The sequence below is a fragment of the Bacteroidota bacterium genome, assembly GCA_016713765.1.
GTDB classification, from domain to species: domain Bacteria; phylum Bacteroidota; class Bacteroidia; order AKYH767-A; family 2013-40CM-41-45; genus Pollutiaquabacter; species Pollutiaquabacter aromativorans.
This window is the reverse complement of record JADJON010000001.1, coordinates 2,701,469-2,726,192: the sequence shown is the minus strand read 5'-3', so window position 1 is coordinate 2,726,192 and position 24,724 is coordinate 2,701,469. Positions and strand designations below refer to the sequence as shown.

The window sequence follows — 24,724 nt, the reverse complement described above, 5'->3', positions numbered from 1 at the left end:
CAATCATTTGTATTGGCCTTTGAGCTATTCCATCTGGTGAAACTAAATAGAAATAAAATTCATCAAACAAAGTTGCAGTCTCCCATCTTCTATGCACCACCCACCAATCTCGTCCATTCCCGTGTTTAACCGCCGCAAGTCCGTCGTTCACAGGAAAATTCTGAAGTTGAACATTCTTCTGAATCACTTTTCCCAAGCCGCCGTTGTAGCTTATATCAATTATTGAATAATAAAAGCCCGGATTGGTTGTGGAGGTTATTCCTGAGGAGAATAAATAAAACTGCTGGTTATTTGCAGGATTTGGGGTAATAATCATTTCCTGATACCAACCAGTGCCAACAATTGTATCTCCGTTCTCCATTAACTGGTTGTTCTTATTAACGACATATCCAAGTTTGTATGTTGATCCCGAAATCCAATGGGGTACAAAGGGGTCTCCACAATAAAAAAGTAAGTTTCCACTACTGTCGCAGATGCTGGCACATGTTCCGCGAGATCTCAGGACGCTTTCCCCAGCAACTGGGTTTGTAATGTTCCTGAAATCAATTACCGCACTGTCGCCAAACGCCCAGTAGCGGTCGGTGAACTGAGCCCCGGCCTGTAGGGAACACACCACGAGCAAGAATAAAAGGCGGAGCGGCATGCGGGAAAGCTTGATAGCGGTATGTCAAGATACGAAATCCCGGAACTTTCGGCGATTCGCGGAATCTGATGAGGGTCAAATATTGATAGCCCGCGGAGATGTGTGATTCACCTGCCTGCTTCATAGTTTTAAGTTACACGGAGTCACGCAGAGGGCACGCAGAGTCGCGCAGAGTTCGATCTCTGTGCTCCTCCGTGCATTCCTCTGTGTCCACCGTGGTTAAAAGCCTGAGCATTCCGACAGTGGTCAAAAAGTGACAGCACGCGGATCCCGCGGATGTTGCGGATTTGCGCGGACTTTTCCGTGAGCATCCGTTTTATCCGTGTAGTCCGTGTGCCAAAACAACAAGGCATCACGCGTAACTTTTTCTTCTAAACATCTTCGCTATCGATCAGAAACAAAAAAGCCGCCGGAAAACTCCGGCGGCTTTGTGTATGCGGGTACTGTGAGATCAATCCCGCGGCTGACTTTCGGTCGGCTTCTGGCGCGGGGGACGGCGCTCGCCCGGTGCGGGCATGCCTTCCGGCTTCGGAAGCAACACCTTCCGCGAGAGGCGGAACTTGCCGGTCTTCTTGTCGATGTCGATCAGTTTGACCTTGATCTTTTCGCCTTCTTTGAAGACATCCTTCATGGAATCGAGACGCTCCCAGCTGATCTCGGAGATGTGGAGCAGGCCGTCTTTACCCGGCAGGAATTCCACGAACGCGCCGAAGTCCATGATGTTCTTCACTTTGCCTTCGTACACTTCGCCGATATCCGGAACCTGGACGATGGCCTTGATGCGCGCCTTGGCCGCTTCGATGCCGGCCTTGTCGCTCGACGCGATCTCGATGATGCCTTCGTTGTTGATCTCTTCGATGGAAATCTGCGTGTTGGTCTCGCGCTGCATTTCCTGGATGACCTTGCCACCCGGTCCGATGACGGCGCCGATGAATTCCTTGGCGATGATCATCTTCTCGATGCGCGGGGCGTGCGGCTTGTAGTCCTCACGCGGTGCGGAGATCACCTTCAGCATTTCGCCGAGGATGTGCAGACGACCGGCCCGTGCCTGGTGCAGGGCGGCCAGCATGATGTCGAAGGAAAGACCCTGGATCTTGAGGTCCATCTGACAGGCAGTGATGCCTTTCGACGTACCCGTGACTTTGAAATCCATGTCGCCGAGGTGGTCTTCGTCGCCCAGGATGTCGCTGAGTACCGCGTGGCGGCCTTCCTTGTTCATGATCAGACCCATCGCGATGCCCGAGACGGGACTCGTGATCCGGATGCCGGCATCCATCAGCGCGAGTGTGCCGGCGCAGACGGTGGCCATGGAGGAGGAGCCGTTCGACTCGAGGATATCAGATACGATACGGACCGTGTAGGGATTCTCGGTATCGCCGGGCAGTACTTTCTTGAGGGCGCGCATGGCCAGGTTGCCGTGGCCGATCTCGCGGCGGGCCGGAGCGCGGTTGGGCTTCACTTCGCCGGTCGAGAAACCGGGGAAGTTGTAGTGAAGCATGAACTTGGTCGAACCTTCGTACATGGCCACGTCGATCATCTGCTCGTCGAGCTTGCTGCCGAGGGTGACGGTCGTGAGCGACTGCGTCTCGCCGCGGGTGAAGATCGAGGAACCGTGCGGGGAGGGGAGGTAATCCACTTCGCACCAGATCGGACGGATGTCGGTGCTCTTGCGGCCGTCGAGGCGGATGCCTTCGTTGATGATGCAGTTACGCATCGCGTCGCTCTCGATGTCGAAGTAGTAACGGTCGACGAGCGGCTTCAGCTCGTCACGTTGCTCTTCGGGGATGGACGCGATGAAGGCTTCCTTGATCTTCGAGAAGGCTTCGCTGCGCTCGTGCTTGTTCGGGTTGGCCGAACGGGCGATGGCGTACACCTGGTCGTAGAGTTCTTTCCGCATGCGCTCACGAAGGGCTTCGTCGTTGGTCTCGTGCGAGTAAACGCGCTTGGGCTTGCTGCCGGCCATTTGGCGCAGCTCTTCCTGCACTTCGCACTGCTTGACGATGGCCAGATGCGCGAAGCGGATGGCTTCGAGCATCTCTTCTTCGCTCACCTGTTCCATTTCACCTTCCACCATCACGATGGAGTCCTTCGAACCGGCTACGATTAGGTCGATGTCGGCCTTCGCGAGCTCATCGGTATAAGGATTGATCACGAACTTGCCGTCGATGCGCGCGACGCGCACTTCGGAGATCGGACCGTTGAACGGAATATCGGAGATGGTAATGGCTGCGGAAGCCGCGAAGCCGGCAAGGGCGTCGGGCTGGACGTTCTTGTCGCCCGAGATGAGGGTGACCATCACCTGGGTGTCGGCATGGTAGTCATCCGGGAACATCGGACGCAGGGCGCGGTCGATCAGTCGGGAGATGAGGATCTCATATTCCGACATGCGGCTTTCGCGCTTGAGGAAGCCGCCGGGGAAACGTCCGACAGCGGAGAATTTTTCCTGGTAGTCGACGGTCAGCGGAAGAAAGTCCGCGCCGGCTTTGGGTTCCGTATTGGAGACCACGGTGGCGAGCAACATGGCATCGCCCATGCGTACAACGACGGATCCGTCGGCCTGCTTGGCCAGACGTCCCGTTTCGATCGTGACCTTACGGCCATCGCCGAGGTCGAATTCTTTGATAATTGCTTTCTGTGACATAGTACCGCTTTGTGCCTCGTTAAAAACAGAAAAGGCAAACCACCCTGGCTGCCTTTTCCGAATCTGAGGATCTTTGAATTATTTTCGAATGTTTAGTTCCGCGATGATCTTCCGGTAACGATTGATATCGTTCTTGTGAAGATAGTCGAGCAGAGCCCGGCGCTTACCGACGAGGCGGATCAGCGCGCGCTGGGTCGAGAAGTCTTTCTTCGCAACCTGCATGTGCTCGGTCATATGGGTAATGCGCTCGGTGAAGAGGGCGATCTGTCCTTCTGCCGTACCGGTATTGGTCTCGGCGCCACCGAACTTCTTGAAAATCTGCTTTTTCGCTTCAGTTGTCAGCTTCATGTTACTTCCTCGAATACTTAAGGGTCAATAAACGAGGTGCAAATGTACGAAAATTTCCAGAATAGCTAGACTTCCCGATTAATTTTTCAGGAAGCCAAGGAGTTGGGCCAGCTTGGCCTTGAGCTCCCGGCGGTCGACGATAAAGTCCAAAAAACCGTGTTCCAGCACGAATTCGGCGGTTTGGAAGCCTTTGGGGAGGTCTTTTCCGATGGTTTCTTTCACGACCCGTGGACCGGCGAAGCCGATCAGAGCGCCCGGTTCGGCGATGTTCAGGTCGCCCAGCATGGCGTAGGAAGCCGTGACACCACCGGTGGTGGGATCGGTCAATAAAGAGATGTAGGGAATGCCGGCATCCGACAGCAGGGTCAGCTTGGCGGAGGTCTTGGCCATCTGCATCAAGGAAAAGGCGGCTTCCATCATGCGGGCGCCGCCGGATTTGCTGATGATGAGCAACGGAATCCGGTGCTCCAGGCTGTGGTCGATCGCGCGGGCGATCTTCTCACCGACCACCGAGCCCATCGAGCCGCCGATGAAGCTGAAGTCCATACAGGCGATCACGAGGTCTTGTCCATTCACTTTGCCGACACCGGTGCGGATCGCGTCCTGGAGTCCGCTCTTGCGCTGGGACTCTTTGATGCGATCGGTGTACTTCTTCGTGTCGACAAATTCGAGCGGATCTTCCGAGCTGAGGTTGGGGAAGAGCTCGGAAGAGGTGTTCTCGTCGAACAGGATCTCAAAGTATTCGGCGGAACCGATACGGTCGTGGTAACCGCACTGGTCGCATACGTACATGCGCGCGGCGTGGTCCTTGGTTGGGACGATGTTCTTGCACGAAGTACACTTATGCCAAAGACCTTCCGGCGTTTCCTTCTTCTCCTTGGTGGAAGTGGTGATGCCTTCTTTGATGCGTTTGAACCAGGACATGTCGTTTGGGCTTTACAACGGCTGTTCGGCGTGGAGAATGATCAGGCGATGGTGATATCCTTGGACAGGTAAACGTCCTGAATGGCGTTGAGCAGGGCAACGCCTTCCGTCATCGGCTTCTGGAAGGCCTTCCGACCGGAGATCAGTCCTTGTCCGCCCGCCCGCTTGTTGATGACCGCGGTGGTTACGGCTTCGGAAAGGTCGCTCGCGCCTTTGGATTCGCCGCCGGAATTGATGAGGCCCATGCGGCCCATGTAGCAGTTGGCTACCTGGTAGCGGCATAGATCGATCGGATGATCGGAGCTGAGTTCGCTGTACACTTTCGGATGCGTCTTGCCGAATGCGACAGCCGTATAACCGCCGTTGTTGGTCGGCAGTTTCTGCTTAATGATATCGGCCTGTATCGTTACGCCGAGGTGGTTGGCCTGACCGGTCAGGTCGGCGGCGGTATGATAGTCTTTTCCGTCCTTCTTGAAGCCGGGGTTACGCAGGTAACACCAGAGAATGGTCGCCATACCAAGTTCGTGCGCGTATTCGAATGCTTCGCTCACTTCCTGGATCTGGCGGGCCGACTCATCGGAACCGAAATAGATCGTAGCGCCTACGGCGACAGCGCCCATGTTCCAGGCTTCCTGCACGGTGCCGAACATGATCTGGTCGAACTTGTTCGGGTACGAAAGGAATTCGTTGTGGTTGATCTTGACGATGAACGGGATCTTGTGCGCGTACTTGCGCGAAACGGAGGCAAGCACACCATAGGTGGAAGCAACGGCATTGCAGCCGCCTTCAATGGCAAGCTTCACGATGTTCTCCGGATCGAAGTAGATCGGGTTCGGCGCGAAGGATGCACCAGCCGAATGTTCGATACCCTGGTCCACCGGCAGAATGGAAACGTAGCCGGTGTCTTTCAGACGACCGTGTCCATACAAGGCCTGCAGACTGCGGATGACCTGGTTGCTGCGGTTGGTAGGGGCGAAGATGCGATCCAGGAAATCGGGTCCCGGAAGGTGAAGGTGTTCTTTGGAAATGGTCTTGGACTGGTGGTTCAGCAGGCTCTCAGCGCCGGCTCCCAGCAACTCAGCGATTTTCGCAGATGACATAGTGGTGTGCATGCTTTTGAATGGCGGTAAAGGTAGGATTTATTGTGGAATTGGGTGGGGGGAGTGAACAGTGAACAGTGAACAGTGAACAGTGAACAGTGAACAGTGAACAGTAAACAGTAAACAGTAAACAGTGTTTGGGACTTGTGATTGGAAAGTCGTGATTGGTCATTGGTGGATGAAATCCAGTCACAAATATCTAATCACCAACCTCTAGTCGCCAATAGCTAATCACTAATAACTAACCATCCAAACCCGAAACTCGAAACTCGGAACCCGAAACTCGGAACCCCTTAAAAGGGGTACCCGATCGCCAGGTTCGGAACAATGTCGCCGATGACGAATTTTTGGTTGGGATAGACCCAGCGTTCGGACAGGTCGAGGGATGGATCGTGCAGTTTGACGGCCATGTCGAGGCGGAGGATGAAGAAGGAGAAGTTGAAGCGCATGCCCAATCCGCCGCCGATGCCGAGCTCGCGTGCGAAGGTGGAGATGCGGAACTGCGACCCCGGCCGGCTCGCGTCTTCGTTTCGGGTCCAGACGTTGCCGGCATCGACGAATGCCGCACCTTCTAATATGGTGGAGCCGAAGAGTTGGAGGAGGAAGGAGCGGTACTCGACATTGGCTTCGAACTTGAAATCACCGCTCTGTTCGATGTTGAGCGATTCATTGTAAGAGCCCGGACCCAGTGTACGCGCGCTCCAGGCTCTGACGCTGCTGGCGCCGCCGGCGAAGAAGCTTTTTTCAAACGGCAACGCCCGGGAATTCCCGTACGGCAAGCCGATGCCGGTTGCAACGCGGTAAACGAGGGTGTTGTTCTTGTTGAGGATGTGGTGGTAACTCACATCCACATCCGGCTTGATGTACTGCGAAAACTTGATGCCGGAAAATACATAGCTGCCTTCTTCGTTCCGTTCCCAGTTGAACAAGGGCGCGATGCCGCGCATGACCAGCCCCGACATTTCAAAGTTCGCACGCAGGAACCAAAAACTCTGGTTGGGCCGGATCTCCTGGTCGGTGTACAACCAGGAAAAGCGCGCGGCGGTGATGAGGTGATTTTCGTAGCTGTACCGTAAGCGCGGGTCCTGCAGGCTGTCGAGTCGAGCCTGGAAACCCAGACTCGGTTTTACATAAACGGAGTTCAGTTCGAACGGAAAAACGGAGAACCGTTGTGTTGTTGATCCGCGCCATTGATAGCCAAAGGAGAGGTTAAGAATGGACCGGCGGAAGTCGGGACGGTCCTGGTAATTGAAGCCGGTTGTAAGCGTGGACCTGGGATTGAAGTAACGCGAAGTTCCACGGGTGATGAATCCCGGGAGCAGGAATTTCTTAAACGACAAGGACACTTCCGGTCCGATCTCGTAGGTGTTGAAGAACAGGAGTCGCTTGGTTTCGAGACTGTCGGAGAAGTTGGGAAGGGCTTCGAGCGCGCCCTTTATCCGGAATTCAAACACTTCGGCTCCGCGGAATACGTTCTTGTTCCGGTAACCGAAGGATCCCGCAATTCCCAGGTTACCTCCGGTATGCGTCGCCTCCGTTTCGAGCGTGAAGTCCTGCTTGTCAAGCGGAGTCAGCTGGATGATCACATCGAGTTGACGACGACCGGAACTGTCGTCGGGGACTTCACGGAATAGCATGTTCACGAACTTGAACACGTTCAACGATTGTAAACGGCGATAGGAGTAATCGAAGTCGCGTTGCAGGTAGCGATCGCCGCTTTTTACGAAGATGCAATCGAGCAGGGTCTGGTCGCGGATGAAGTGCTGCGGATGATTGCCCAACAGGTAATAGCCATTGACCAATTGCGTATCGACCGGAGCGGCCGCGTTTGGATTCTTCGGATCGTAGTCGGTTTGTATGTAAATGTTCCGCAGGAAATAGACCGCGTGTGAGCGTTTCGGTCCTTCGTTCGTCAGCGCCGGATCCACGTTTTCGTTGATCCGGTTGATGTACACGTACAGATCGACCCTGTGCGCGCCAACCGTCGTGTCTGCACTGAAGGAGATGTAATTCTTGCTGAACTGGTAGAAACCGCGGTCCTTCAACTCGGAGGTGATGCGTTCCCGTTCCTCTTCGAACAGTTCTTCGTCGTAACGTGTCTCGGGCTTCAACAGGGTGGTGGTTCGGATCAACTCGATGTATTGCTGCAAGGCCGTATCGCGTGTCGAGAAATCGACTTTCCGCAGGCGATAGGCGTCACCATAATTGATCGAATAATAGACCCGGGCCCTGCGCTTGTGGTAACTGGTGGAATCGGTGACGTTGGAATTGAAGAAACCGTTTTGCAGCAGCAAGAGGTTGATCTGGTTCCTGGAACGATTGGTCAGCAGCGGATCGAGCACAGCAGGTTCTTCTCCGATGCTTTTCAGCCAGTTCTTGAAACGGTTCGGCTTCCCGGTGTTGCCGATATTGTAAACCGTCAGGTGAAACGGCAGGAATCCAAGGATCAGCCGGTTCGGTTGCTGCTTGACCAGCGAGAGGATCTTATCTTTCTCCAGGATCGTCGTATCCGACTTGATGATATTCTGGGAGAGCAGGTATTTATCGGCAGGCACGTAAAGCGTTGGTCGACACGCCGCCAGCGCACTGATTGCAATGAAAAGAAAAACTAGACGCCGAAAGGAGTGGAGCACTGGTGAGGCCTGCGTATCGGTGCAAAAATAGCATAATTAGGCCCCTGAGCATTGCTCGGGCAACGGGCGTTGAACACGACCTGGTGAATAAGCTCAGCGGTCCCCGAGCAGCATATCCGCGGCTTCTTCGCCGACAAGGCTTGCCAGGGCTACACCCATTCCACCCATTCTGACAGCGGTATATACAGCGGGCCTGACTTGCTGCAGAATCGGAGCTTTCACTTCGCCGATGCCCATGATACCGCTCCAGCGCATCGCGACTTTCGCGTTTTTCCCGGGTGCAATGGTTTCGTGCAATAAACGGTCCAGTGCGCTTTGGATCTGGTCTGTCAGGGTCATGTCCATCGTCGTTTCGCCCGCGATGTTGAGGTTGCGGCCGCCGCCGAGCAGGATGCGATCCCCGATGTTGCGGAAATAGTAGAACCCTTCGTCGTAGTGAAAGCAGCCGCGAAACGGTAGACCGGGAATCGGATCCGTCACGAACACCTGGGCACGCGCAGGCTGTACGTCCACTTCCGGTAACAGCGTTTTGGTGAATCCGTTGGTAGCGAGCAACACCTGGCATGCGGAAAAGCGAATGTCATCCCTGCATATCACGACGGCGCCCTGGTTGTTGGATTCGATGGCCTCCACGGTGAGTCCGTTCAGGATCCGTACGCCAAGCCCACGCACTTTCTGCAAGAGCGCTTCGATCATCCGGCCGGTGTCGAGCTGACCTTCGCTCCTGTTGAATAACATGTGCCGGATGTTCCGGAAGCCGAAATCGCTGATGCGTTCGCTGCTGATGCCGTAGTTCTCGTCGGTGCCTGTGATGGTCTTCAGTTGACGATTCAGATAGGGGAGTTGCTCAAGGCAAGTCTGATAAAGGACTTCGTCTTCCTTGCGGAATACTTCGTGGCTGCCGAAGGCTTCATAGGCAATCGTCGCGTCACCGAGATTTTCCCGTAACCGCAACAGTCCTTTCCAGCGGCGTTCGACCAGCGAGAAGACCGCATCTTCGTTCTGCTTTTTCAGATCGGCCAGTATCTCGGACGGACTACCGAAGCAGGCAAAACCTGCGTTGCGGGTGGACGCTCCGAAGGGCAGGATCCCCCGGTCGATGATGGTGACGGTGAGTTCGGGGGATTTCCGTTTCAGGTACAAAGCGGCATTCAGCCCGACAATCCCGCTGCCGATGATGAGGACATCCGCGGGTGCGAAAAAGGACGTACGTTCCCAGTAACTGATGCTCATGATCCGCCGAATTTAATCAATGCCGTACACGTGACAGGGTAAAAAAAAAGGCCGACCAAACGGTCAGCCTTTTGAGTGGAGAATATCGGAGTCGAACCGATGACCTTTTGCATGCCATGCAAACGCTCTAGCCAGCTGAGCTAATCCCCCGTGTCCGCCTAAAGAGCAGAATTTGCTGTTTAGGCGGTTGCAAATATACGAATTTTCAACTGAAATCAAGTTATCGGCTGCTGCAGAGATTTTCCCCCTTGATTTTCAGAACGTTCAGATATTGGCGCTTAGGGTGCAGCAGTGAACAGGAACAGCAAGCTGTTGTTCTCGACCAGCGAATAATCGGATGCCTCTACCAATTGATCCCCGTTCAGATCGGTGGCTACATAGCCGAAGAGGAAGGACTGAACCGCATTCTCTACCGCGGAATAGTCGGAAGCCTCAATGAGGTCATCTTGATTCGTATCACCTGAATGGAGTCCGAACTTGCCACCTCCCAGGCTGGCCTGGTTGCTGCCATAGGCTTGCGCGGCGGAGTTTTGGAAATTGTACGAAATGTTCGAACTGCTGAAGGATACCGGTGCTGCACTCCAGGTTTCGAGACTATTGCGGTGGCGAACGACGATGTAATAACTGTTGCCGATGACTGCGCCAGGGAACGTAAAGACGCCGAGTCCGGAGAGGTTGATGGTATCCTTGTTCGAATACAGGATGGCATAGGGTGATGTGGCGGCAGCCAGGGATACGGTGATCGTATCGCAGGCATTCGGATTTCCGGATGGGTTGATGGCCGCGATCATTTGTCCGCTGCCGATATACATGCCCTGTAACAAGACCTGAAGACTCAGGTTAGCAGTGGCTGCACCTACGGTGAAGTTGGTTGCACTGTTTCCGGTTCCACAGTTGTTGGTGACACTGATCAGTCCTGTGGTGGCGCCGGCCGGAACCGTAGCGGTGATCTGGGTAGCGTTCACCACCGTGAACGAGGCATTGGTTCCGTTGAACTTCACCGCACTGACCCCGACGAAGTTCGTGCCGTTGATCGTAACAATGGTGCCGGATGTGCCGCTGGTAGGTGTGAAGGAGCTGATCGTCGGCAGGCCGCCGCTGACCGTCATGGTTACCGGATTGGACACCACCGTAGGATTGGTGACACAAGCGGCATTGCTGGTCAGTGTGCAGGAAATGATATCGCCATTGGAAAGGGTGGAAGTCGGGTAAGCGTTAGCATTCGGTCCAACAGTAGTGCCGTTTCGTGTCCATTGATAAACCGGACTGGCGCCTCCATTCGAAATCGTTGCGGTAAACAGCACGGAGGTTCCGCTGCAAATGGAATTGCCGGGTGTCGGCGCGATGTTGATGCTTGCAGTAACGGAGGGATTGACCGTCACCACACGCGTGGCGCTTCCCGGACAGCCGCCGCTTGCGCTGGTGACGGTATAGGTTGTCGTACTAGTCGGAGATACGGTTACGGCCGCGGTCGTAGCGCCACCAGGCGCCCAGACATAAGTGGTTCCGCCGGAAGCGGTCAGGGTGATGTTGCCTCCCGGACAAATACTGGCAGTAGGCGGAGAGATGGCGATGTTGACGGTGGTGACATTGACGGTGGCTGTGGCGGTCTTCGTACAACCGCTGACAGTGCCGGTCACAGTATAGGTAGTCGCGCTGTTCGGTGCGACTGTAATTGCAGCGGTAGTGGCTCCACCCGGCGACCAGGAATACGTGGTAGCACCGGAAGCGGTGAGCGTGGTGTTCTGTCCGGAGCAGATGGTCGTGCTGGTGGGACTCACCGCGATCGGAACCTGCGTCACGGTGACGGTTGCGATGGCATTGGCGCTGCAGCCGGCGGAAGTGCCGACTACCGTATAAGCAGTAGTCGCGGTGGGCGATACCGTAATGGCCGCTGTTGTCGCTCCACCAGGTGTCCACGAATAGCTGGTTCCTCCGGAAGCCGTCAGCGTTGTGCTGCTGCCGTTACAGATCGTTGTCGAAGCAGGGGAGATGGTGATGGTTGGGAGGGAAGTAACGGTGACGGTTGCAATGGCATTAACGCTGCAACCTGCGGTAGTTCCGACAACGGTATACGCTGTTGTGGTGGTGGGCGATACCGTAATGGCGGCCGTAGTAGCTCCTCCAGGCGTCCAGGCATAGGTAGTCGCACCGGAAGCGGTCAGGGTCGTGCTTTGGCCGGCGCAAATGGTCGTCGATGCCGGCGAGATGGAAACGCTGACGGTGGTGACATTGACGGTGGCTGTCGCGGTCTTCGTACAGCCGCTGACTGTTCCGGTCACGGTATAAGTGGTTGTACTGGTCGGCGCGACCGTAACGGCAGCGGTAGTGGCTCCACCCGGCGACCAGGAATACGTGGTGGCGCCGGAAGCGGTGAGCGTGGTGTTCTGTCCGGAGCAGATGGTTGTACTGGTGGGACTCACCGCGATCGGAACCTGCGTTACGGTGACGGTTGCGATGGCATTGGCGCTGCAACTACCCGAAGTGCCGACCACTGTGTAAGCGGTTGTGGTGGTGGGCGATACCGTAATGGCAGCCGTCGTCGCTCCTCCCGGAGTCCAGGAGTAAGTGGTTCCGCCGGAAGCGGTGAGTGTGGTGCTGCTACCGTTACAGATCGTTGTCGAAGCAGGAGAAATCGTGATGGTCGGGGTCGTATTGACGGTTACCAATCGCGTAGCAGAAGCGGTACACGAGCCGGTAGTACCGATGACGGTGTAGGTGGTAGTGGCTCCGGGTGACACCGTAACGGCGGCGGTGATTGCTCCGCCGGGAGTCCAACTGTAGCTGGTTGCTCCTGAGGCCGTCAGCGTCGTGCTTTGTCCGGAACAAATAGTTGCTGTTGCGGGAGAAATCGAAACAGTAGGCGTTGTATTGACCGTTACCAGTCGGGTTGCGGAGGCGGTACACGAACCGGTAGTGCCGATGACGGTGTAGGTGGTTGTAGCGCCGGGGTTCACCGTAACAGCGGCGGTTATCGCTCCACCGGGAGCCCAACTGTAGGAAGTCGCGCCCGATGCCGTCAGGGTCGTGCTTTGTCCGGAACAGATCGTTGCGGATGCAGGTGATATAGAAACCGAAGGAGTCGTGTTCACCGTTACCAACCTCGTAGCGGAAGCCGTGCAGGAGCCGGTCGTGCCAATGACGGTATAAGTGGTGGTTGCTCCGGGAGTTACCGTGATGGCCGCGGTTGTCGCACCGCCCGGCGACCATGCGTAGGTCGAGGCACCGGAAGCGGTGAGGGTCGTGCTTTGTCCGGAACAGATTGTAACCGTTGCAGGAGAGATCGAGACCGATGGTGTTGTGTTCACCGTCATGGTCAGGGCGTTGGATGTTGCGGGACTACCGGTTACGCAATTGGCATTGCTGGTCATCACGCAAGAGACGGTGTTTCCGTTCGCCAGAGCGGCGTTCGAGTAGGTGGGGCTGTTGGTACCGACGTTACTTCCGTTTAATTTCCATTGGTAAGCAGGTGTCGTGCCTCCGTTGGTGGGGGTAGCGGTGAAGGTCACATTCGTCCCGTTGCAGACGGTTGTGCCAGGTGAAGCGGCGATACTGACGGATGCGGTAACAGCCGTGCTGACCGTCATGGTGAGCGTATTCGAATTGACGGTTTGATTGCAACCGCCCGAGACGCTCATCACTACTTGTACCTGATCGCCGTTGACCCAGGATGCATTCGTGTAGGTGGTGCTGTTCGTGCCAACCGTAACGCCGTTCTTTTTCCAGGTATAAGTGGCGGTTCCGGCGGGTAGGACGGGGGTAGCCGTAAATGTCACACTGGTGTTCGAACAAACGCTGGTTCCCGGACTGGCGGCAATGGAAACGGAGGCCGCCAGAGAGAGGCTCGTCATGGGAGAAGGTTTGCAGGCTCCGTGGGCTGCGGTACTCCGGGTCATGACGAAATTTCCGGCCGGGACATCGATCGTAGGCGAGAGCACCCGGGAGGTTTGACCATTCGAGATGGAGTAGTGCATGATCGCGCCCGAATTGATGATGTGCTGCAACTGATGCGCGTGCCCCAATTCGTGTACAGTGACCGTTTCAAAGTCGATTTGCGAGAAGGTGGCGTTGGCTGTCGAGAAATTCCAGGAAAGGCCGGCAGCACCATCATCGTACACGACATCGACTTCGGTGACTGTCCAGACGGTATCGCTGGGAGCCGCTGCATTGATACAACCGGAAAACCGGCTAGTAGCTCTGCCCAATACACCGGCAGGCAGGCTGGGGCCTTTGTCAAAGCGAACGATATTGATGCCATCGGCAAGTGCAGTGTCCACGGCTGTGTTTGCTCCCAGGATCCAATTCATGTTGGTACTGCAGGTCCAGGTGTTCATGGCACGGGTAAAGGCGGCGACAGCAGGGGCATTCGCGGCAAAGGTGGCGGCTTCGCATTGGAAGGTGTAGCCACCTGTGGTATTGTCGTTCTGGTGTTCCGTGTACTGACCCTTGCCGTCGAATTCCACGTTGATGACAGAATAGGTGACCGTCAGTGTTCCTGTACTGGTGGCGATATTCGGATCGTTGTTCGTGACCCGGATCTGGCCGGTTCCGGCGGAAGGGCCGTTGGAAAGTGAACTGGAGGGAACCCAGACCGTGATCTGTGTGTTGGTCCAGGTTCGGTAGTCACTTGCTTTGGCCTGGACCCAGCTGGCACCTCCATCGTTGGCATTGCGAAACTCGACGAAACCTGCTCCTCGCGATGCACCGAAATTGGTACCGTTGATGGTAAGCAGGCTGCGGGTGCCGGCGGTGATCGTCGTCGGAGTGAACGAGGTGATAGTCGGGACCGCGTACACCTGATTTCCTGACTGTGTTTGCTGCAAGGCCTGGTTGAGCCGGGTATTTGTAATCAATTCCGTGTGGTACTGCCCGGTGATCTGATGAATGGCCGGATATAGTCCGTATGGAATACTGTTGAATTGTTGAAACGGACTGTTGGCTGTTTTATCAAAGAGGTTGTACATGACCGTACTTTGATGTGCCATGAAGCAGGTATAGAGTGGGCCCTGAAACCGAATGGCCAGGTTCGGAATCTTCGAGTTCGTTTTGAGCATGAACACGCCTTGCTCGCCGACGACCGGCATGAATTCATTGCCTACTTCAATGAGATCAAGTCCATCCTGGCCTCCTTCCGTAAGCAGTGTAACTACCGAGCCTGATAAGCTGCCTTTAAACAGTTTGAAGACACGAATCTGGCTTACCGTGAAGATCATGTTTCGTTCAACATTCCACTTCGACTGGCTGCTGATGATTTCACCTTCAATGATCAGCTCGGACTGGTTGACGCGGTCGGCAAGTGAAATGGGCAACTGCATACAAGCATCTCCTGCTTTCAACCTGGCCGAAATCAAGAGGCATCCAAGCAGCGCCAGTAGGGAGAAAGTACTTTTCCGGGAAAGTGAACCAAAGTTGCTGTTGAGGCGCGGAAAAAGGAATGACTGCAGCATTCCAGGTTTAGAGGTGAGTTTCACGTTTGTGTTGTATAAGATGTAAAAGAAGGAAGAGCGACTAATGTAAGGCATTTTAACGTCATTTTAAACTAGAAAGCCTGAAATCCCTTGCTAGACGCGCTTTTCGGGCTTGTCGGGAACCGCAGCATTGAAGGGAAAGCTAAGGCGCTTCAAAACTTGGCGAATGCGTAGTTTTGCAGGATAAACCCATCGGATGAAAAGCCTATCGAAGTTCCTCCCCGCTTTGTTGATCGTACTCGCTTCGTGCGGAAACACCCAGCAGGGTATTCAACAAGAAGTTCAGACCTATTTGGACGATTACAACAAGAAGTACCGTGAGTTATATACGGCTTCCAGTGAAGGCCAGTGGAAGGTCAATACCCACATCGTGGCGGGTGATACCGTGAACGCTTATGAATCCCGCATTGCCGATGAAGCGATGGCCAATTTTACCGGTAGTAAGGAGAATATCGAAAAGGCAAGAAAGTATCTGGAGCATGAGAAGGACCTGACAGCCTTGCAGGTCAAGCAACTGAAGAAGATCCTGTACCTCGCAGCCGGTAATCCGGAGTCGGCTTCGGAGACGGTGAAGGAGCTTATCCGGGCCGGAACGGCTCAAACGGAGAACTTATACGGTTATAAGTTTTCAATCGACGGAAAGGAAGTCACCCCGAACGACATCGACTCCATGCTCGCCGATGTCAGGGATACGACCATGCGCCGCAAGGCCTGGGAGGCCAGCAAGGCGGTAGGCGCGGAGTTGAAGCCCGGTCTGATGAACCTGCGCGACCTGCGAAACAAAGTGGTGGAAGGACTCGGCTACCCCGATTATTTCACCTACCAGGTTTCCGATTACGGAATGAGCACCGACGAGATGATGAGCCTGTTGGATCGCTTCAACAAGGAACTTTATCCGCTGTACCGCGAGCTCCATACGTACATGCGCTATGAGCTTTCAAAGAAGTATGGGGTAAAAAATGTGCCGGAATTCCTGCCTGCGCACTGGCTGAGCAATCGTTGGGGACAGGACTGGAGTGAGATGGTCACCGTGGAAGGACTCAACCTCGACAGCGCGCTACAGCTGAAAGATGCCGAATGGGTCGCCCGTCAGGGTGAGAAGTTCTATGTTTCACTCGGCTTTCCGGAACTTCCGAAATCATTCTGGGAAAAATCCAGCCTGTATCCGGTTCCGAAAGATGCCGGTTATAAAAAGAACACCCACGCTTCCGCCTGGCACATGGACCTGGAAAACGATGTTCGGTCGCTCATGAGTATCGTGCCGAATGCCGAATGGTACGAGACGGTGCATCATGAATACGGGCACATCTATTATTACATTTCTTACAGCAATCCTGAAGTACCTTACCTCCTGAGGGAGGGGGCAAACCGGGCATATCACGAGGCGCTTGGCAGCATGATGGGTCTTGCAGCCATGCAGCAACCCTTTGCCGCCGGACTTGGCCTGGTTGATTCCACAACCAAGATGGATGAGATGAAACACCTGCTCAAGGATGCCTTGAACTATGTCGTATTCATTCCCTGGAGCGCAGGGACAATGAGTCATTTCGAATATGAACTGTACGCCAAGCGTCTTCCTTCGGATCAGTGGAACAAGCGCTGGTGGGAGATCGTCAGACAGTACCAGGGCATTGTGCCGCCGGTTGAGCGGGGTGAAGACTATTGCGATGCGGCAACCAAGATCCACATCAACGACGACCCTGCACAGTATTATGACTATGCACTCAGTTTTATCCTGCTGTTCCAGGTGCACGATCACATCGCCAGGAACATCCTCAAACAGGATCCCCACGCGACGAATTATTTCGGCAACCAGGAAGTCGGTAAATTCATCGCGGACATCATGCGGCCAGGCAGCAGTGCCGACTGGCGTAAGTTGCTGAAGGAAAAGACGGGAGAAGATCTGAGCGCCCGCGCCATGCTGGACTATTTCAGTCCGCTGATGGATTGGTTGAAAAAAGAGAACGCCGGCCGGACCTATACGTTACCGGAAATGAAATAACAGGCCGCGATGCAGAAAAGTCTGTTGATCATACTTGTCATGCTTGCAGGTTACGCATGCAATTCCGGAGGGTCTGTTTCCGGGGAGGGAAAAGCCGAAGATCCCGTGCGTCCGCCGGCAACATCCCGACCCGCCCCTGCTGAGGCGGGTGTTTGGAGCGTTCGGACCTTTTCCAATTCAGACGGAAATTCCGGCTACGGCTTTGACATCCTGAACGGTGAAAAGATCTACGTGCACCAACCTACGATTCCCGCGGTACAGGGCGTTCGTGGTTTCTCTTCAGAAGCGAATGCGAAAGCCTGCGGCGTACTGATGGTCTATAAGATCCGCAATGGAATCCTTCCGCCGTCCGTTTCAGTCGCGGAGCTGGATTCCCTGGGCGTTTCCCGATAATTACAAGCATTGAAAAAAGGGTGGACTCAGATCCACCCTTTTATTTTATAATAGGCAAGTGCAAGGTATTCCCGATAGCATTTGACCTGATAGTGGAGATGGTTCCAGAACTGGTAACGGAGTTGCAGGCTTTCGCCGACTTCGGGCCCGGGCAATTTGCGGCCGCCCAGTTTTTCCGACCGGTACGTCAACTCTTCTTCCAAGGCTTTTTCAAAAGCGGCGGTTCCGCCCACATTCGAGAAGCCGACTTTACGGAAAGACAACAACGATCGGTAGAGGTGCTCCGGTGAGGTGATGAGGACGATCGGATATTCAGGCAAGCGAATTTCTTCGAAGATGCGTTGGGCTTGTTCGCGCGTGTTATGGCCACGGACTTCCAACAGGATCCGGTTCTCCTTGACTCCCCGCTGAACGAGTTCATCGCGCAACTGACCGATCGCGCTGCCGGACAGGGATTCACCGATTCCTTTGGTCAAGGCGATTTCTACTTCGGCTTCGGGAAAGCGGGTAGCCAGTTCGGCGGTCGTGTAGGCGCGCAGCAGGTTGGCTTCGGAGGGCATGCCGCCGGCTCCGAGGAGGATGATCCGTTTAGGAGCGAAGCGATAATCCGCGGATGTTGTGCCAAGCCGGTAGTACATCCAGAAGGGCAGGGTGGTGAACGACAGGATCAGGATCACCACAAATAATCCGCCCAGGCCGAGCAGGATCCGGCGAGTCCAGGTTAAGGTGCCGGCAATAAGTGCTGCTATCTTCGGATTACGCGTCATGTAACGGTCGATAACGATCGTACCAATGCTGGAATACCAACAGCGCCCAGACCTGCGCGACCGATTCTCCCGGATCGCGACTGAACAGGCGCTTCAGGATCAATGCTACCGCTTCGGGGTCGAAAATTCCCTGATCTGCGAGACGCTCACGTGAAAGCAGGTCTTCGGTGATATGCGTTCTCAATTCGCCGCGGAACCAGTTCAACAGTGGAACTTCGAATCCCTGCTTGCCGCGTCGGTAGAGCTCGTCGGGTAGGAGCTTGCGAAACGCATCCCGTAATACTTTCTTTCTGCCGTTGCCGTCGATCTTATATTCTCCCGGCAGGCGGCTCGCGAAATTGACCACTTCATAATCCAGGAAGGGGGTCCTGACTTCGAGTGAATTGGCCATCGACATCAGGTCGACTTTCGTAAGCATATCGTTGACGAGCACCAGCTCCATATCGTTGCGCAACACATCGTTCAGGGATGTTCCGCCTTTGATAAACCTCGTCAACCGTGTTTTGCGGGCCTGATAAACCCGTTCATCCGTGCTGAAACTGTCATGCATGAACAACTGTCGAACACTGGACTCATCCTCGAAGCCTGCCCATCGCCAATACCGGTCCGTCGCCGACATGCCGGCCCCGGAGCTAAAGCGATCGAGTTGACGGAATCTGTTGGTCCATTTGCCGTTGCGCGAGCGTGGCAGTTGCTTCCACAGTGGTCCCAGGAGCCGGATGGCCGTGGTAGCAGTGCTGTTGTTCCGCAACCGCCATTCAGCGGCGTGCTTGTTGTAGCCGCCGAAAAGTTCATCGGCACCGTCGCCGCTCAGCGCGACTGTTACGTGCTTACGGGTTTCACGGCTCAACAGGAATACATTGAGCGCGCTGGAGTCGGCGAAGGGTTCATCGATGTAATCAAGCGCCGGTTGCAGAACGGAGTAAAGGTCGTCGGTTGTGAGCTTGAATACGGTATGATCGGTTTTATACCGCTGGGCAACGAGCTCCGCAAAGTGGGTTTCGTCGAATTGCGGTTCGTCGCGGAAGCCGATGGAAAAGGTTTTCAGCTTCTTCGTCATCCCGCTGGCCAGCGCGACAATAACAGAAGAGTCGATGCCTCCACTGAGAAATGCGCCGAGCGGAACGTCGGCGACCATGCGTCGTTCCACCGAGCGTTCCAGTAGGTGCAGCAGGCGGTCCTGTGCTTCGTGGTAGCTTGGCGTTGTTTCAAAGGTCGAATCCGGAATCTGATAGTATGCTACCGGTTCATCCACGGAAGCGTTTTCCCCGATGTTTCGGATGACTTGGTAATGTCCGGGTTCCAGTTTTCGAACCCCTTGCAGCATGGATTCCGGCCCGGGTACGTAATTCAACTGAAGGTATTGGAAGAGTGAGACACGATCCAGCCGCACGGGAATTCCCATGCGTACCAGTGCCTTCATTTCGCTGGCGAAGCAGAAACGATCGCTGTCGGTATACGTCAGCAAGGGTTTCACACCCATGCGGTCGCGTGCGACAAACAGCTTACGTTCCGTTCGATCGTAAATGGCGAGCGCGAAGAAACCGTTGACGCGTTGCAGACACGCTGCACCTTCCAGGATGTACCAATGCAATAAGACTTCGGTATCACTATTCGAATGCAAACTGACGCCACGACGAACCAGTTCTTCCCGGTGTTCCCGGTAATTGAAGAATTCACCATTGAAAATGATGGTGTAGCGGCCCGAAGGGTCCGACATCGGTTGCCGGCCCGCGTCACTCGTATCGATGATGGAGAGCCGGGCGTGCCCTAACGACAAACGATCAAAGGTCGCGATGCCGCTCGCGTCAGGTCCGCGTTGTCGTAGGCAGTGCACGGCTTCCTGAATGGTAGAAAGCGTATGGGTGCCTTGAGAAGTGAGGGCGACAATGCCCGCGATGCCACACATGCGTTGTGTTACAAATATACCCGATTGCCATGACCCTTTTCAAATAATTATCGCGGGGACGTGACCATCACTTTTGTAAATTTCGGCCACCAAAACATAAAGAATATGGGCCTATTAAAAGAATTCAAAGAGTTCGTCAACCGCGGCAACGTCATGGACCTGGCTGTCGGTGTAGTCATCGGCGGTGCCTTCGGGAAAATCGTCGATTCGCTGGTTACCGATATCATCTCACCGATGATCGGGCTGGTAATCGGAGAGACCGATTTCGCGGCCTGGAAACTGACCCTCAAAGAAGCCGGTATGAATGCCGCCGGGAAGGAGATTTCCCCGGTCACCCTGAACATCGGAAGTTTTTTCGAGTCGATCGTTGACTTCGTAATCGTGGCTTTCGCCATCTTCATGGTGATCAAAGCTGTCAATAATATGCGTCGGAAGCAGGAAGCAGCACCAGCCGCACCTCCGGCTCCACCTAAACAGGAAGTCTTGCTGACGGAGATCAGGGATTTGTTGAAGAAGTAAGCCTGCAGTTGGCAGAGATCAGTAGGCGGTTGGCGGCAGGCGGAAGGCAGAGATCGGTTAGCAATTGGCAGTAGGCGGTAGGCAGAGATCGGTTAGCAATAGGCAGTAGGCGGTATGCAGTATGGCTGTTGCCTGTTTAGAGCAATCCACCCACTTCAATCTGGGTCTGGAATTTTAGTCTCCGACTAATGAAAAAATAAAAGGGAACAGTAGCGAAGGCTGCTGTTCCCTTTTATTTGGTGCCAGGAGAAGGGACTAGAAATTAGTAATTTGTAATTAGTAATTGGTAATTAGTAATTGGTAATTAGTGATTAGAAATATTTTATTCGCTCCTGCCTTCGCTAAAGCTACGGCAGGCAGGATTCGCTATTCACCATCTACTGTTTACTGTTTACTGTTTACTGTTTACTGTTTACTGTTTACTGTTTACTGTTTACTGTTCACTAAAATCAAAGATGAATGCACTCCCCATAAGCTTCAGCAACTGCTTCCATGATGGCTTCGCTCATGGTCGGGTGGGGGTGAACGGCTTTGATGATCTCGTGTCCGGTGGTTTCGAGTTTGCGGGCCGTCACTACTTCGGCGATCATTTCAGTGACGTTGGCGCCGATGAGGTGGGCGCCCAGCCATTCTCCATACTTCGCGTCGAAGATGACCTTGACAAATCCGTCCGGCGTGCCACCGGCTTTCGCTTTTCCCGAAGCAGTGAATGGAAACTTGCCGACCTTGATCTCATAGCCGGCATCTTTAGCTGCTTTTTCGGTGTAACCGACTGAAGCGATTTCGGGCTGACAGTAAGTACAACCGGGAATGTTCTTGTAATCCATCGGCTCAGCGTGCAGGCCGGCGATCTTCTCCACGCAGGTGATGGCTTCATGCGAAGCGACGTGGGCAAGGGCAGGGGTGTTGATGACGTCCCCGATCGCATAATAGCCGGGCATATTCGTCTGATACCAGTCGTTCACCATGATCCGGCCTTTGTCGGTGGCGATCCCTACTTCTTCAAGTCCGAGGTTTTCGATGTTCGCTGTAATGCCTACGGCCGACAAAACGACATCGCACTCGATGACCGAATTGCCGGATTTTCCTTTGACGTTCACCTTACAGCCTTTGCCCGAGGTGTCGACCGATTCGACACTTGCCTCCGTCATGATCTCGATGCCGGATTTCTTGAAGCTGCGGGCCAGTTGTTTTGAAACGTCTTCGTCTTCGAGCGGAACGATGTTCGGGAGATATTCCACGATGGTGACCTTTGTGCCGATCGAATTATAGAAATAGGCGAACTCGACGCCAATTGCTCCGGAACCGACGACAACCATGGATTTCGGTTGTTGCGGCAGGGACATGGCCTCCCGGTAGCCGATCACCTTTTTGCCATCCTGCTTGAGGCCGGGCAACTCGCGTGAGCGGGCGCCGGTGGCTATGATGATGTGTTTCGCTTCGTAGGAAGTGGACTTGCCGTCGGCAGCCAAGACTTCGACTTTGCGCCCCGCTTTGATCTTTGCAGTCCCGGCGATCACCTCGATCTTATTCTTCTTCATCAGGAACTGGACACCTTTACTCATCGCATCGGCAACGCCACGACTACGCTTGACCATGGCGCCAAAATCCGCTTCGATGCCCGAGGCTTTTACTCCATAGTCTTGTGCATGAAGCAGGTACTCATATACCTGTGCGCTCTTCAACAGGGCTTTGGTTGGTATGCACCCCCAGTTCAAGCAGATGCCGCCGAGTTCGGAACGTTCAATGACGGCTGTTTTCATTCCCAGTTGTGCGGCGCGGATAGCGGCAACATAGCCTCCGGGTCCGCTGCCGATGACGATCAGGTCGTAGTTCATTTCAGTTGATTTTCAAAGCGGGCCGAAGATACCAATTGTCCGGCATTTGATGGGAAGCGCTTGTCATCCAGAGGGTTGAAAAAAAGCAAGAACACCCTCGTCCGGTTTGGAGGTTTTCCTGCGATCTTAGCCGGTCCAATCCCAAGCCGAAACATCCATCAATGCACTATACCTTTTCCGCAGAGCGCCCGAATTCCCGGTACATTGATATTGAGTTCACGACCAGTAATCCGGATGGAGGAGAGGTGTTGCTGCAACTCCCTTCCTGGCGGCCCGGTCGCTATGAGCTGGGTAATTTTGCCCGTAATATTCAGCGATTTCATGTCTTCGATGCGGTTGGAGAATCGCTTCCTTTCAAAAAACTAACGAAAGATTCGTGGCTGGTACACGCCAACGGCGCGGAATCCCTGACGGTGCGTTATAACTATTACGCGGCTCAGCCCGATGCAGGCGCTTGTTGGGTGGACGAAGAGTTCTTTTACATCAATCCGGTTCATTGTTGTCTTTATGTACCCGGACGTTTGCACGAGTCCTGTTCGTTGGAATTCCGGCTTCCGGATAATTACCGGTATGCCACCAGCCTCAAGAGTACGGGGAAGGCCGGCTTTGTTGCCGATGATTTTGATGAATTGGTTGATTCTCCGGTTCTGGCTTCCGCCAGTTTGCAGCACCAGCATTACGATGTGAACGGTTGTCGTTTCCATGTGTGGATACAGGGAGAATGTCAGCCGGATTGGAAACGCCTGCTTGCTGATTTTCGAAAGTTCACGGAGGTACAGGTAAAGACCATGGTTGATTTCCCGTTTACGGAGTATCATTTCCTCGTCCTGGCCTTGCCTTATAAGTTCTATCACGGAGTCGAGCACCTCCGTTCAACCGTTCTGGCCATCGGACCGGGCTCCGAGTTGATGCAACCTTCGGTCTATACGGACTTCATAGGGGTGGCATCGCACGAATTATTTCATGCCTGGAACGTCAAGACGATCCGTCCGGTTGAACTGATGCCTTATGATTATACCACGGAAAATTATTCGCGTCTCGGTTTTGTCTACGAAGGGGTGACCACCTATTATGGCGACCTCTTCCTGGTGCGATGTGGGAGTTATGATGTAGGGCAGTATTTCAAAGAGATCGATCTGCGCCTGCAGCGGCACTTCGATAACTATGGCCGCTTTCATACACCGGTCGCTGACGCCTCCTTCGATACCTGGCTGGACGGCTACGGCCCCGGGATTCCGCATCGAAAGACATCCATATATGACGAAGGTTCCATCCTGGCGTTGATGGCGGACTTGTTCATTCGCCGGAGTACGGGCGGGAAGCGGTCACTCGACGATGTGATGCGTGCCTTGTATGTGGATTTCGGAAAGCGCGGGATCGGTTACTCCGAACGTGATTATATGTCGTTGCTCGAGCTGACGGCCGATGCTCCCATGACCGACTTCTTCATGGACTATGTTTACGGCACCGAGAATTACGAGCCGCTGCTACGCGAACTGCTGGATGCGCATGGTTGTGAACTGCATCGTTCGCCGGCGTTGACGGTCGCAGAGCGTGACTTTGGTTTCAGGATTTACGCGGACACGACGGTTACCCGGGTGAGTGCTGTTGCGCCCTTGTCGATCGCGGACCGCTCCGGTATCGCCAAAGAAGATGAACTCATTTCCGTAAACGGTCAAAAGATCGAAGGTAATCTGGAAAGTCTCCTGGCGGAAGCGGGAAACAAGACGGAGCTTACACTCTTCAGCCCGATGCGTCGCCAGCGGGAAATCACGCTCCAGAAGGGAAATGAGCAGTACTATCACCGCTACAATATTCGCCGGAAGGAAGACACGTCACTCGATTCCGAGTTGTTGTTCCGGGCTTGGACGCAGCGCAGTTTTCGGGATGCCTGATCAGGATTGATAGGCGATAACCGAGATCTCCACGTTGACTTCCTTCGGCAACTTTGAGACCTGAACGGTTTCACGGGCCGGAAAATCTCCCTTAAAGTACTCTCCGTATACCTCATTGACCGTACCGAAATCGTTCATATCCTTCAGGAAGATGCAGGTCTTGACGATGTGCTCGTAACCGAGTCCGGCAGCACGCAGGATCGCTCCGATGTTCTCCATGACCTGGTTGGCTTCCCGGATGATGTTGATCGTCACCAATTGCCCCGTAGCGGGATCAAGGGCGATCTGCCCGGATACATAGAGGAAAGGACCAGCCTTGACAGCCTGACTATAGGGCCCGATAGGGGCGGGAGCCTTTTCACTTTGAATGATGGTTTTCATCGCGCGTCGCTTTACTTTGCCACTTCAAAG

16 protein-coding genes and 1 tRNA gene are annotated in these 24,724 nt (G+C 54.4%); 4 read left to right on the top strand and 13 right to left on the bottom strand.

Features of this window, described 5'->3' with window-relative positions:
• The 9 genes from IPJ96_10695 to IPJ96_10655 all read right to left on the bottom strand — a co-directional run.
• Positions 1-643 (bottom strand): hypothetical protein (locus IPJ96_10695; protein ID MBK7910815.1); only part of this gene is annotated, 643 nt, incomplete at its 3' end.
• Between the two features lie 451 nt (positions 644-1,094).
• Positions 1,095-3,284: a polyribonucleotide nucleotidyltransferase gene (pnp, locus tag IPJ96_10690; GenBank protein MBK7910814.1), complete on the bottom strand. Its 2,190-nt coding sequence runs from the start codon at positions 3,282-3,284 to the stop codon at positions 1,095-1,097.
• A gap of 78 nt (positions 3,285-3,362) precedes the next feature.
• Complete coding sequence (gene rpsO / locus IPJ96_10685) at positions 3,363-3,632, bottom strand: 30S ribosomal protein S15 (protein MBK7910813.1); 270 nt, start codon at positions 3,630-3,632, stop codon at positions 3,363-3,365.
• A 78-nt stretch (positions 3,633-3,710) separates the two neighbouring features.
• Positions 3,711-4,556, bottom strand: a complete 846-nt coding sequence (locus tag IPJ96_10680; GenBank protein MBK7910812.1) for an acetyl-CoA carboxylase carboxyltransferase subunit beta — start codon at positions 4,554-4,556, stop codon at positions 3,711-3,713.
• Positions 4,557-4,597: 41 nt separating this feature from the next.
• A complete protein-coding gene (locus tag IPJ96_10675) occupies positions 4,598-5,656 on the bottom strand; it encodes a class I fructose-bisphosphate aldolase (GenBank protein ID MBK7910811.1) in 1,059 nt (352 codons plus the stop codon).
• 293 nt (positions 5,657-5,949) lie between these two features.
• On the bottom strand, positions 5,950-8,211 hold the full coding sequence (locus IPJ96_10670) for a BamA/TamA family outer membrane protein (GenBank protein MBK7910810.1): 2,262 nt from the start codon (positions 8,209-8,211) through the stop codon (positions 5,950-5,952).
• Positions 8,212-8,382: 171 nt separating this feature from the next.
• Positions 8,383-9,522: an FAD-binding oxidoreductase gene (locus IPJ96_10665; protein MBK7910809.1), complete on the bottom strand. Its 1,140-nt coding sequence runs from the start codon at positions 9,520-9,522 to the stop codon at positions 8,383-8,385.
• Positions 9,523-9,598: 76 nt separating this feature from the next.
• A tRNA-Ala gene (locus IPJ96_10660) sits at positions 9,599-9,672 on the bottom strand.
• Positions 9,673-9,800: 128 nt separating this feature from the next.
• Positions 9,801-14,837, bottom strand: coding sequence for an IPT/TIG domain-containing protein (locus IPJ96_10655; GenBank protein MBK7910808.1), 5,037 nt, complete (start codon positions 14,835-14,837; stop codon positions 9,801-9,803).
• Between the two features lie 349 nt (positions 14,838-15,186).
• Between IPJ96_10655 and IPJ96_10650 the strand changes: the two genes are divergently transcribed.
• Positions 15,187-16,992, top strand: a complete 1,806-nt coding sequence (locus IPJ96_10650; GenBank protein ID MBK7910807.1) for a M2 family metallopeptidase — start codon at positions 15,187-15,189, stop codon at positions 16,990-16,992.
• Between the two features lie 9 nt (positions 16,993-17,001).
• A complete protein-coding gene (locus tag IPJ96_10645; GenBank protein MBK7910806.1) occupies positions 17,002-17,385 on the top strand; it encodes a DUF4907 domain-containing protein in 384 nt (127 codons plus the stop codon).
• Positions 17,386-17,411: 26 nt separating this feature from the next.
• Here the strand turns inward: IPJ96_10645 and IPJ96_10640 are convergent, their stop codons facing one another.
• Positions 17,412-18,152: a YdcF family protein gene (locus tag IPJ96_10640; protein ID MBK7910805.1), complete on the bottom strand. Its 741-nt coding sequence runs from the start codon at positions 18,150-18,152 to the stop codon at positions 17,412-17,414.
• Entirely contained in the window at positions 18,142-20,061 is a 1,920-nt protein-coding gene (asnB, locus tag IPJ96_10635) for an asparagine synthase (glutamine-hydrolyzing) (GenBank protein ID MBK7910804.1), read from the bottom strand. Before asnB ends, IPJ96_10640 begins: the two co-directional genes overlap by 11 nt.
• Before the next feature lie 105 nt (positions 20,062-20,166).
• Between asnB and mscL the strand changes: the two genes are divergently transcribed.
• Entirely contained in the window at positions 20,167-20,580 is a 414-nt protein-coding gene (mscL, locus tag IPJ96_10630; GenBank protein ID MBK7910803.1) for a large-conductance mechanosensitive channel protein MscL, read from the top strand.
• Between the two features lie 449 nt (positions 20,581-21,029).
• On the opposite strand, the gene lpdA is transcribed toward mscL, so the two are convergent.
• Entirely contained in the window at positions 21,030-22,418 is a 1,389-nt protein-coding gene (gene lpdA / locus IPJ96_10625) for a dihydrolipoyl dehydrogenase (GenBank protein ID MBK7910802.1), read from the bottom strand.
• 161 nt (positions 22,419-22,579) lie between these two features.
• On the opposite strand from lpdA, the gene IPJ96_10620 reads away from it, so the two are divergent.
• Positions 22,580-24,313, top strand: coding sequence for a M61 family metallopeptidase (locus IPJ96_10620; protein ID MBK7910801.1), 1,734 nt, complete (start codon positions 22,580-22,582; stop codon positions 24,311-24,313).
• On the opposite strand, the gene IPJ96_10615 is transcribed toward IPJ96_10620, so the two are convergent.
• Complete coding sequence (locus IPJ96_10615; GenBank protein MBK7910800.1) at positions 24,314-24,694, bottom strand: RidA family protein; 381 nt, start codon at positions 24,692-24,694, stop codon at positions 24,314-24,316.
• Between the last annotated feature and the right edge of the window lie 30 nt (positions 24,695-24,724).